The sequence below is a fragment of the Variovorax sp. 01T439_2 genome (assembly GCF_056398445.1).
The window spans coordinates 1-10,029 of the sequence record NZ_JBFTPJ010000094.1; the positions used below are offsets into that span (position 1 = coordinate 1).

A 10,029-nucleotide genomic window follows, 5' to 3' on the forward strand; every position below is an offset into this window, starting at 1 on the left:
GCCTCAGCATGTCGGCGTGGGCACCGGCCACCGGCAGGGCCGGCTGCTGCGGCGTGCCCGTGGCGGCGTCGGTGCCGAGCCAGTCGGCCGGCAGGTCGCAGAAGTCGTTCTGCGGATCGATCACGAGGAGATGGATGTTCTGCTTCATGGCGGCGTCCTCTTGTGTTAGTTGTACTGTACAACTCTCTTTGGTTGCACTGTACAACAATGAAGGAGAAAGTCAAGCCTCGGCGTCGCGCGGGCTGAAGGTGCGGGGAAACAGCGCCGCCTGGGACCGGTCGCGCAGCCGGTAGCCCATGGCCGGCCGGCCGGAGGCGCCCTCCACCATCCCAGCCTCTTCCATGAAGCCGCCATCGAGCATCCGCTTGCGGAAGGCGCTCTTGTCGACGGCTCGGCCGAGCACGACCTCGTAGGTGTGCTGCAGCTGCGGCAGCGTGAAGGGCTCGTTCAGCAGGAAGGCCGGCAGCGAGGTGTATTCCACCTTGCTGCGCAGCCGCGCGATGGCGCTGGCCAGGATCTCCGCATGGTCGAACGCCAGGCGCTTGCGGCCCGCGGCTGCCGCGTCCATCCATTCGACCTGCGCGGCGTTCACGCCTTGGTCGGGCGCCAGGTCCCGGGCCGGCATCAACGCGAAGAAGGCGTGCGTGGCTGACCAGCCGCGCGGATCGCGGTGCGCGCCGCCCCAGCTGCCCAGCTGCTCGAGATACGGTGCGGCAACCCCGGTCTTCTCGCGCAGCTTGCGCAGTGCGCAGTCGAGCAGGCTGGCGTCCCTGTCGACGTCGATGAACCCCCCGGGAAGCGCCCAGCGCCCCGGAAAGGGATCGTCGGGATCGCCCGGGCGGCGTACCAGCATGACCCTCAGCGCATCTTCCAGCACGGTGAAGATGACCACGTCGACGGTGACCAGCGGCCTGGGAAAGTTCAGGCCCGCCTGCTTCTTGGGGGATGGCTTCAAGGCGCGAGCTCCTCTTGATTTGGGTTGTACAGAACAACTCTGGAGGGAGGAATATAGCGAGCGCGTGCGCGTCCGGGTTTTCCCAGGCAACGGCATTCCGATTAACGTATACATTAATTCATACGTTATTTGACCATCCGACCCGGACTCGTCCATGCCCACCCCGCGCACCACGACCCCACCCCCGGCTGCCTCGCCTGCGCTCTCGCGCACGGACGCGGCCTATGAAAGCCTGCGCCGGCGCATCCTCGACAACATATGGCCGCCCGGCCATCAGGCGCTGGAGCAGGAGATCGCGCTGGAGCTCGGCCTGAGCCGCACACCGGTGCGCGAAGCGCTGATCCGGCTCGAGCGCGAAGGCCTGGTGCAGGTGATCCCGCGCCACGGTATGCGCGTGCTGCCGATGTCGGCCACTGACATGCGCGAGATCTACGAGATCCTCACCGCGCTCGAAAGCCTGGCCGTCGAGATCGTGGCAACACGCCGCCCGTCGGACTCCGAGCTGGCGCCGCTGGTGCGCGCGACGCAGGCGATGGAACACGCATTGGCCAAGGACGATCTCGACGCCTGGGCACGCGCCGACGAGAGCTTCCATGCGCAGCTGGTCACCATGGCCGGCAACCGCCTGCTGACCGAGGCCGTCTTCAGTCACTGGGACCGCGCGCACCGCGCCCGCATGTTCACGCTGCGGCTGCGGCCCAAGCCGGTGAATTCAACGCAGGAACACACAGCGCTGGTGGAGTGCCTGCGCGCCGGCGATTCGGCCGGCGCATCGGCAGTGAACCGTGCCCACCGCCAGCGCGCGAGCCGCGAGCTGCTGGCGCTGTTCGAGCGCTACCGCCTGCAGCAGATGTAGCCCGGCTGGATGTTTTTTTTCTTCTTCCCTTCTCACGCCACACAAGCCCCTCTCTCCCATGGAAAAGAACTACCGCATCGCCGTCCTGCCGGGAGACGGCATCGGCACCGAAGTCATGCACGCGGCGCAGGCCGTACTGGAAGCCGTGCAGCCGCGCGTCGGCCGTGCGCTGGCACTCGAATGGCTGCCGGCCGGCGCACAGCACTATCTCGACAGCGGCGTCGCGCTGCCCGAGACCACGCTGCGCCGCTGTGAGAGCGCGGACGCCATCCTGTTCGGTGCGATGGGCCTGCCGCACGTGCGCGGCGCCGACGGCACCGAGATCATTCCGCAGCTCGACCTGCGCATGCACTTCGACCTGTATGCCGGCGTGCGGCCGATCCGCACCTTCCGCGGCCTGCCCACGCCGTTGTCGAACCCTAAGGCCGAGCACATCGACCTGGTGCTGGTGCGCGAGAGCACCGAAGGCCTGTTCTATGCCCGCGGCCGCGGCGACGTACGCGGTGACCAGGAAGTGTTCGACACCATGCGTATCACGCGCCACGGCACGACACGCATCTGCGAATTCGCCTTCCGCCTGGCCGCACGCCGGGCCGAGCGGCTGGGCCGCGCAGGCCGCGTGACCAACGTGGACAAGGCCAACGTCTTCGCCTCGATGGCCTTCTTCCGCAAGGTGTTCGAGGAAGTCGCGGCGCGCCATCCGGCGGTGGCGGCCGACAGCGGCTATGTCGATGCGATGGCACTCAACCTGGTGATGAAGCCGTGGACCTACGACGTGCTGGTCACCGAGAACATGTTCGGCGACATCCTGTCGGACCTCATTGCCGCGCTGGTCGGCGGCATGGGCATGGCGCCCTCGGGCGACATCGGCGACAGGCACGCACTGTTCCAGCCGGCGCATGGCACCGCGCCCGACATTGCGGGCCAGGGCAAGGCGAACCCGACCGCGATGCTGCTGTCGGCCGCCATGATGCTCGAGTGGCTGGCTGAGCGCAGCGGTGACACCGCACTGGCCGACGGCGCGGCGCTGATCGAACGCGCGGTCGAGCAGGTGTTCGCCACCGGCCAGGTGCGGCCGATGGAGTTCGGCGGCATGCACGGCACGGCCGACATCACGCGCGCGGCCACCGACGCCCTGCGCGCGGCCTAGCTGCGCGACGCGGCAGTGCTGCCGGCGGCCACGCCCGCCGTCCCGTTTTCCAAACAACACGGAGACAAAACCATGAAGCGCTTCCTGAACGCCGCCCTGCTCGCGACCGCGGCCCTCGCCGCACCGCTCGCCGTCCATGCCCAGGCGTGGCCCGCCAAGCCGGTCAAGATCGTCGTGCCCTCGCCGCCCGGCGGCAGCACCGACCAGATCGCCCGCACCATCGGCCAGAAGCTGTCGCAGGCGTGGGGCCAGCCGGTAGTGGTGGAGAACCGGCCCGGCGCCGGCCTCACGCTGGGCGCCGACTATGTGGCCAAGTCGCCGGCCGACGGCTACACGCTGCTGATGGGTGCGGTGCACCACTCGATCGCGCAGTCGGTCTACAAGAAGCTGCCCTACGATTTCGGCAAGGACCTGGCGCCGATCACCGTGCTGGCCATCGTGCCCAACGTGCTGATCGTGTCGGCCGCCAATCCCGCGAAGAACGTGGCCGAGCTTATCGCGCAAGCCAAGGCGAACCCCGGCAAGCTCAGCTACGGCAGCACCGGTGCCGGCACCGCGCACCACCTCATCGGCGAGCAGTTCAACGACATGGCCGGCACCGACATCCTGCACGTCGCCTACAAGGGCAGCAGCCCGGCGCTGGTCGACCTCATGGGCGGACAGACGACGATGATGTTCGACACGGTGGCCTCCTGCTTGCCGCTCATCAAGGGCGGCAAGCTGCGCCCGCTGGCGGTGGCCACGGCCAGACGCTCGTCGGCACTGCCCGAGGTGCCGACGCTGTCGGAAGCGGGCCTCACCGGTTTCGACATCGCGACCTGGTTCGGTCTGATGGCGCCGGCCGGCACGCCCAAGGCCGTGGTCGACAAGATCCACGCCGATTCCACCCGAATCCTCGCGATGCCCGAGATGAAGAAGCAATGGCTGGAGATGGGCGCGGAGCCGATCGGCAACACGCCCGAGCAGATGGCCGCTCAGATACAGGCGGAGATCGCGAAATTCGCGGCGCTCGCCAGCAAGGCCAAGTTGAGCCTCGACTGACGCCGACGGAAAGATTGAAAATCATGACCCACGCACTGCTCGTCGACTTCCAGATCCACCCCGAGCGAGCCGAAGCCTTTGCCGAAGCCATCGCACACAATGCGCAGCGTTCGCTCGGCGACGAGCCGGGTTGCAGCCGCTTCGATGTATGCCGCGACCCGGCCGACCCTGGCGCCTTCTTCCTCTACGAGCTGTACGACGATCCAGCGGCCATCGAGACCCACCTGGCTGCGCCGCACTTCCTTGCGTTCGACGCGATGACGCGCGACTGGGTCGTGCGCAAGTCGGTGCGAACCCGCGTGCTGGTGGGTACGTAACCCGCGGGCATGGAGCGATCGCGGAACTGCTCGCGAAGCCTGCCTGCCTTTATTTCATCCTTGCCAAGGCCCCGTCGCATCCCGCCTTGAGATGGAACAGGGCGTGCGTCAAGTCCAGCGACGGATGCTGAACCCGCAAGGCCCCCACCGCCTGGACGTCGACCTCGAAGCGCTTGATGAATTCAGGCGAGTCGTTGAGCGCGTGGCCAAAACCTTGCTGCGGATCGCTGAAGTGAAGGTGTTCAAGCCGCCCTTCACGCTGCCGGGGTTCGCCGTCAAGCAGCACTGGCACGAGCGGTATCAGCAGGACCCTTCCAACAGGTGGCTGAGGTCGGTGATTGCCGATCTCTTTCTGGAGCGTTAGCGCGGGAGCACCGGCTGTGACGCTCAGGCGCGTGTGGAAATCGCAAGTGAGTCGTCGGGATGATTGCTTTCGCCGTCACCTGCCGCCGGCCTTGCCCACCTTTTTGCCCACATCGCACACTCTCTCGCGCAAGCCATCGAAATAGGCCGCGTCTACCACTGCGACGGGCGCCGAGAGGCCTCCTTGGAGCAGCAGACTACGCAGCTGGAGCCGCTGCTGGTCCTTTYGGATGATCTCGTGCACATCCTCACTGCTTGTGCCGTGGCCGCATTCGAACATTTGCTCGTCCACGAACGACTTCATGGCTTCCGGCAGGGATACGTCATGGTGCTCATGGGAGAAGTTTATGCTGTTTGCAAGCAGGTCTCGTCCAGGTGGATTCATTTCTGCAGAGTCCATCTACCCCGCCGCAGCAAGACGGATCACATGCCCTGCAGCTCGAGCCGCTCCCAGGGCTTGTAAGCCCACTCGTATTTTTCGCACGCATAGGACACCAGGATGCCGACGGCTTCCTCGGCGCTGACCGGCTCGGCCGTGCGGTAGTGCGCCCCGGGAGTGACCAGCTGATGCTCCAGATGAAAGCCCTCGGCATCGGCGAACACCTGCATGTAGGTTCCGCCGCGCCGCTCAACGATTGCGAACGCCGACGGGCTGTCCTGCAGCAATGGAATCCAGTGGCGGATGTTGGCTTCGTTCGCCGGCTCGGCCACACCGAACTCGGGGCACTCCAGCATGGGCTCCTGGTATTCCGCACCGATGTCGAAAAGAAGATGTTCCTGTGCGGTGGGCGCGCCGTTCCTGAAGATGGCGATCAGGAAGCAATCGCATCGCTTCCGGCGTGATCCTCGGTGCCGCCGTGGAGCAGGTCGATGTATTCGTGGAGTTGCATGAGCCTCGAGGAAGGCGGCGCCGGTTTGCGAGAAAAGAACATCCGATGCAGTTCCTGTCACTGTTTGAGCGATGCCCGGCGGGCCAGCCATGGCTTGACGATGGCGTACCACGCGCAGAGCGGCCAGAGCACCACAGCCGAACCCGCGGCGAGAAGCAGCATGTCGATCAGGAGCTCGGCGCCCGGCACGTAGCAATCCGGTGTGGCGGGGCACCCGATTGCGCGGCGGTAGCTTTCGCGGAAACGGTATTGCACAACCGGCAGGGCCGCTGCCGCGGCCCACCACAACACGCGCAGAATGCTGCGCAGCAGTTTCAACCATCTCATGGCAAGTGCTCTACTGCAGCCACCGCAGATTGGCCCAGAAGCTGTCGCCAAACCGAGTGGCGCAGAAACCGCAGGCGGCGACGGCGAGCGCCGCGTGGTTCGATCTTCATGCGCTGCCCTCCTGCGGCCGGACGACCGCTCCCGGCTCGTATTCTGCCTTCGAGACCGACGAGGATCGCCGGGCCGAAGCCGGCGCCCACGGCTAGGCCGCCTCCTCGCCCGCTTCCGCAACCAGGTTGTGATTGCCGTTGCGGTCCAGCCTGTCGCACAGATCGCTGGAGACGCCGCTGCCGACCTTGCGCACGAACCACATGCCCGACGCGACGATCTCCTCGTAGTCCGACGTGTGGAACCACCGCGACAGCGAGGGATCGATCAGGTGCAGGTTCGCCGCGTCCCACACGCCGCTTCCGCTGACGGGCTCCACGGTGTGCTGCAGCGGGGAGTTTGCAAGCAGCGTATGAAAGTAGATTTCGTCGGGCGCCTTGGAGAACCGAAGGAATCGCTTCACGGACGTTTCATGCGGATACGACACGAGGTAGCTCACGGCTTCAGGGGTCAGCGCCCACCATTGGGAACCGAAGTGCCACTGCGCAAAGAGCGGGAACGACCGGCGCCCGAGCTTGCCGACGAATTGTAGGAGGCCGCGCGACAGCCGTACCAGGGTGAATTTCCGTCCATCCACCGGGAGGTCCTGGTAGAACCAGAAGTGGCGGACTCGCTCGTGCAGTTTGCGCGTGCTTGCCAGCGGAATCATCTTGATGAAGTTCGTGTCGACATGCAGCTGCGAGAAGGTGCGGAATTCTTCGAGCGGGCGCAAGGGATAGCAGTTGCCCGAAAGCAGCATGAAATGGCTCACCTGCGACACCTCGCATTCCGCGAGCGCGGTGCGCATGAGCTTCAGGGTGGCATCGACCTGGGAGATGGCGCCCCAGCGCACATCGACACGGTCCTTCACGTAACTTACGCGCGGATCGTCGATCCGGAACGCGGAAAGTTCGGCCTTGGCATCGACATGGACAATGCAGCGGCCGACCGAAACCAGCCGCCGCAGCAAGCGCTTTGCCTGCTGTGGATCCGCATGAACAAGCAAAAGGAATACCGGGCTCATGTCACGATGGCAGTACGTCTGATCGGCCGCTGCCTGGCCTGGCAGATGGCCCTGGAGAGTTCTCTCAAAGCCGCAGCGGCCAGCAGCTATCGTACGACAAGCGCCCGGTCGAGCGCATCGGATGGGTACCCACCTTTTCACGCAATGCCGTCCGCGGCGGCAATGGTCTTCGGCTCCAGGAAAGCCTCCATGCCGAAGACGCCGAACTCCCTGCCGACACCCGACTGCTTGACGCCGCCAAAGGGCGCAGCCAGCTCGGGCGCGATGCGATTGACCAGCACGGTGCCGGCCCGCAGCCGCGAGGCCACGCGCAGGGCACGCTGCGCGTCGGACGAGAAGACGTAGGCCTGCAAGCCGTACGGCGAGTCGTTCGCGATACTGATGGCTTCGTCCTCGTCGCCATAGCCGATCATCGAGAGCACCGGCCCGAAGATCTCCTCGCGCGCAATGTCCATGTCGTTGCGCACCTCTGCGAACACGGTAGGCCGCACGAACCAGCCTCGCTCGAAACCGTCCGGCCGGCCCTCGCCGCCGGCCACGAGGGTGGCGCCCTGCGCCAGGCCGCGGCGGATGAAGTGCTGCATGCGATCGAACTGCGCCTGGCTCGCGAGCGGTCCGACCGCGGTGGCAGGGTCGCGCGGATCGCCCACGCGCAGGGCGGCCGCCGCCGCTCGCACCTGTTCAATGGCGGCCTTCATGTGAGCGCGCGGGATCAGCAGGCGGGTGCCCGCCACGCAGGCCTGGCCGTTGTTCATGAAGGCGGCGTTCAGTGCCAGGGGCAGCGTGGCGGCCAGGTCGGCGTCGTCCAGCACCAGGGTGGCCGACTTGCCCGAGAGCGCGAGGCTCACGCGCTTCATGGTGTCGACGCCCGCGCGCGCAATGAGCTTTCCGGTCTGCGTGGAACCGGTGAACGAGATCTTCGCGATGCCCGCACTGGTGGCGATCTCGTCGCCCACATCGCTGCCGCGCCCGAGCAGCACATTGAAGACGCCGGGTGGCAGGCCTGCGTCGTGCAGCGCCTCGGTCACGGCCTGCGCCTGCAGCGGGCCCAGCTCGCTCGGCTTGATGACCGAAGCGCAGCCCGCGGCAATGGCCGAAGCCAGCTTACTGCAGATGCTCCCGGCGGCGGCGTTCCAGGGCGCAATGAGGCCGGCGACGCCGACCGGTTCCATCACCACGGTGGCCTCGCCCAGGCGGCGTTCGAAGGCGTAGTCCCGCAGCGCCTGCGCCGTGGTGGCGAAGCATTGCGAGGCGTAGTTGCTGACCCACTGAGAGCGGGCCAGCGGGCCGCCGTACTCCTCGATGGTGGCCTCGCGGATCCGGTCGGTGCGTGCCAGCACCGCGGCCTCGAGGCGCCGGAGCATGTCGATGCGCTGCGCCCTGGTGCTTCGCGCGAGCGCCGGCTGGGCGCGGTTCGCTGCGGCAATGGCGCGCTTCGCATCCTCGCGGTTCGCCAGCGTCACCGTGCCGATGGCCCGCTCGGTCGCGGGGTTGCAGATCTCCAGCCGCTCGCTGCCCTGCACGGGCACGAAGGCGCCATCGATGTAGGCCTGGTCGATGTTCCACATGGGGTCCGCCGCCTCAGCCGCGCGCCACGTCGAGCACCGCCTTGGCAAAGGCCTCGGGCGCTTCCTGCGGCAGGTTGTGGCCGATGCCGCCGCTGACCAGCCGGTGCTCGTAGGTTCCCGAGAACTTCTTCGCGTAGGTGCCGGGCTCCGGATGCGGTGCGCCGTTGGCGTCGCCTTCGAGCGTGATGGTCGGCACGCCGATCACCGGCGCCTTGGCCAGCCGGTCCTCGAGCGCCTGGTACTTGGCCTCGCCGTCGGCCAGGCCCAGCCGCCAGCGGTAGTTGTGGACCGTGATGGCCACGTGGTCGGGGTTCTCGAAGGCCAYGGCGCTGCGCTCGAAGGTGGCCGCATCGAAGTTCCACTTCGGCGAGGCCAGCTGCCAGATGAGCTTGGCGAAGTCGTGGCGGTTCTTCTCGTAGCCCAGGCGGCCGCGCTCGGTCGCAAAGTAGTACTGGTACCACCACTGCAGCTCGGCCGCGGGCGGCAGCGGGGCCTTGCCGGCCTGCTGGCTGCCGATCAGATAGCCGCTGACCGACACCAGCGCCTTCACGCGCTCGGGCCACAGCGCGGCCATGATGCAGGCCGTGCGCGCGCCCCAGTCGCAGCCGGCCACGGTGGCGGCCTTGATCTTCAGCGCGTCCATCAGCGCGATGATGTCCACGGCGACCACCGACTGCTGCCCGTTGCGCGGCGTGCGGGCCGACAGGAAGCGGGTGCTGCCGTAGCCGCGCAGGTACGGCACGATCACGCGGAAGCCCGCGGCCGCAAGCTGCGGGGCGACGTCGACGAACATGTGGATGTCATAGGGCCAGCCGTGAAGAAGAATCACCGGGGCGCCGTCGGCCGGGCCGGCCTCGTAGTAGCCGATGTTGAGCGAGCCCGCGTCGATGCTCTTGAGCGGCTCGAGGCGCCGGAGGCTCGGCGTGCCCGCGGACTGGGCGAAGGCGGGAGCGATCGGGGCCAGTTGGGCGGCGGCCATGCCGAGCGCCGCCTTGGCAAGGAAGGAACGGCGGGGCAGCAGGGGAAAAGCGGTCATCGGGGGCTCCATGGTTGCGAAGTGATGGAGCCATTGTTCGGCGCACCGGCAGCCCGGCGGCCGGCTTGCGTATCCCTCTGTATCTGGGCCGGCCGCGCCAACAATAAATTTCAATTGCGGGCGCGCGGCGCTATCCCGCCGCCACGATCACATGCGCCTGGATCTTGCCTTCCACCGGCCCTTCACCATGGCGGCTGGCGATCGCCTCCGTCGCGCGGTCCGTCGCGCGCTGAAGCAGGCTGGCGTCGCGCGCCTCGATTTCGCTGCGCAGCGGCGTTCCCTGGCAATAGGCCGTGGCCACCTCGCGCGCCGAGGGCGAGCGGCTGCGCTTCTCACGCGTCTGGATTGCGATGTCGGCGAATCCTGCGCGGCTCAGATCCTCGCGGATCAGCGCCACATCGTGATAGCCATGCGG

The 10,029-nt window shown here is 67.1% G+C and carries 12 protein-coding genes and 2 pseudogenes; 5 read left to right on the forward strand and 9 right to left on the reverse strand.

The features are described from left to right. Window positions 1–148 (reverse strand): annotated as a pseudogene (locus AC1DOC_RS06930) (cysteine hydrolase); the annotation flags it as partial. A 72-nt stretch (window positions 149–220) separates the two neighbouring features. Continuing rightward, window positions 221–955, reverse strand: coding sequence for an NUDIX hydrolase (locus AC1DOC_RS06935; RefSeq protein ID WP_436290002.1), 735 nt, complete (start codon window positions 953–955; stop codon window positions 221–223). A 154-nt stretch (window positions 956–1,109) separates the two neighbouring features. On the opposite strand from AC1DOC_RS06935, the gene AC1DOC_RS06940 reads away from it, so the two are divergent. From AC1DOC_RS06940 to AC1DOC_RS06960, 5 genes are all read left to right on the forward strand, one after another. Then, complete coding sequence (locus AC1DOC_RS06940; protein ID WP_015866303.1) at window positions 1,110–1,811, forward strand: GntR family transcriptional regulator; 702 nt, start codon at window positions 1,110–1,112, stop codon at window positions 1,809–1,811. Window positions 1,812–1,869: 58 nt separating this feature from the next. Beyond that, window positions 1,870–2,961 carry an isocitrate/isopropylmalate dehydrogenase family protein gene (locus AC1DOC_RS06945; protein WP_015866302.1) on the forward strand — a complete coding sequence of 364 codons (1,092 nt, stop codon included), beginning with the start codon at window positions 1,870–1,872 and terminating at the stop codon, window positions 2,959–2,961. Between the two features lie 72 nt (window positions 2,962–3,033). Beyond that, on the forward strand, window positions 3,034–4,002 hold the full coding sequence (locus AC1DOC_RS06950) for a tripartite tricarboxylate transporter substrate binding protein (protein ID WP_015866301.1): 969 nt from the start codon (window positions 3,034–3,036) through the stop codon (window positions 4,000–4,002). A gap of 23 nt (window positions 4,003–4,025) precedes the next feature. Then, window positions 4,026–4,319 (forward strand): putative quinol monooxygenase, encoded by a 294-nt coding sequence (locus AC1DOC_RS06955; protein ID WP_015866300.1) that lies wholly within the window; start codon window positions 4,026–4,028, stop codon window positions 4,317–4,319. A 103-nt stretch (window positions 4,320–4,422) separates the two neighbouring features. Continuing rightward, window positions 4,423–4,683, forward strand: coding sequence for a type 2 periplasmic-binding domain-containing protein (locus AC1DOC_RS06960; protein WP_436037737.1), 261 nt, complete (start codon window positions 4,423–4,425; stop codon window positions 4,681–4,683). A 75-nt stretch (window positions 4,684–4,758) separates the two neighbouring features. On the opposite strand, the gene AC1DOC_RS06965 is transcribed toward AC1DOC_RS06960, so the two are convergent. From AC1DOC_RS06965 to AC1DOC_RS06995, 7 genes and pseudogenes are all read right to left on the reverse strand, one after another. Beyond that, on the reverse strand, window positions 4,759–5,082 hold the full coding sequence (locus AC1DOC_RS06965; RefSeq protein WP_478129583.1) for a hypothetical protein: 324 nt from the start codon (window positions 5,080–5,082) through the stop codon (window positions 4,759–4,761). 23 nt (window positions 5,083–5,105) lie between these two features. After that, window positions 5,106–5,663 carry a hypothetical protein gene (locus AC1DOC_RS06970; RefSeq protein ID WP_478084307.1) on the reverse strand — a complete coding sequence of 186 codons (558 nt, stop codon included), beginning with the start codon at window positions 5,661–5,663 and terminating at the stop codon, window positions 5,106–5,108. Continuing rightward, window positions 5,630–5,899 carry a hypothetical protein gene (locus AC1DOC_RS06975; RefSeq protein WP_038108090.1) on the reverse strand — a complete coding sequence of 90 codons (270 nt, stop codon included), beginning with the start codon at window positions 5,897–5,899 and terminating at the stop codon, window positions 5,630–5,632. The genes AC1DOC_RS06970 and AC1DOC_RS06975 overlap by 34 nt, the downstream gene beginning before the upstream one ends. 202 nt (window positions 5,900–6,101) lie before the next feature. Then, the gene (locus AC1DOC_RS06980; RefSeq protein WP_062365273.1) at window positions 6,102–7,010 is read right to left on the reverse strand and encodes a beta-1,6-N-acetylglucosaminyltransferase; all 909 of its coding nucleotides are present in this window, start codon (window positions 7,008–7,010) and stop codon (window positions 6,102–6,104) included. A 137-nt stretch (window positions 7,011–7,147) separates the two neighbouring features. After that, window positions 7,148–8,578, reverse strand: a complete 1,431-nt coding sequence (locus tag AC1DOC_RS06985) for an aldehyde dehydrogenase family protein (RefSeq protein ID WP_436046193.1) — start codon at window positions 8,576–8,578, stop codon at window positions 7,148–7,150. 13 nt (window positions 8,579–8,591) lie between these two features. After that, the gene (locus AC1DOC_RS06990; RefSeq protein ID WP_478129584.1) at window positions 8,592–9,614 is read right to left on the reverse strand and encodes an alpha/beta fold hydrolase; all 1,023 of its coding nucleotides are present in this window, start codon (window positions 9,612–9,614) and stop codon (window positions 8,592–8,594) included. Window positions 9,615–9,744: 130 nt separating this feature from the next. Beyond that, window positions 9,745–10,029 (reverse strand): annotated as a pseudogene (locus AC1DOC_RS06995) (SAM-dependent methyltransferase); the annotation flags it as partial.

Coding starts and splice junctions, on each gene's coding strand:
- AC1DOC_RS06940 (WP_015866303.1), top strand. CDS start 1,110: ATGCCCACCCCGCGCACCACGACCCCACCCCCGGCTGCCTCGCCTGCG.
- AC1DOC_RS06945 (WP_015866302.1), top strand. CDS start 1,870: ATGGAAAAGAACTACCGCATCGCCGTCCTGCCGGGAGACGGCATCGGC.
- AC1DOC_RS06950 (WP_015866301.1), top strand. CDS start 3,034: ATGAAGCGCTTCCTGAACGCCGCCCTGCTCGCGACCGCGGCCCTCGCC.
- AC1DOC_RS06955 (WP_015866300.1), top strand. CDS start 4,026: ATGACCCACGCACTGCTCGTCGACTTCCAGATCCACCCCGAGCGAGCC.
- AC1DOC_RS06970 (WP_478084307.1), bottom strand. CDS start 5,663: ATGGCTGGCCCGCCGGGCATCGCTCAAACAGTGACAGGAACTGCATCG.
- AC1DOC_RS06975 (WP_038108090.1), bottom strand. CDS start 5,899: ATGAGATGGTTGAAACTGCTGCGCAGCATTCTGCGCGTGTTGTGGTGG.
- AC1DOC_RS06980 (WP_062365273.1), bottom strand. CDS start 7,010: ATGAGCCCGGTATTCCTTTTGCTTGTTCATGCGGATCCACAGCAGGCA.
- AC1DOC_RS06985 (WP_436046193.1), bottom strand. CDS start 8,578: ATGTGGAACATCGACCAGGCCTACATCGATGGCGCCTTCGTGCCCGTG.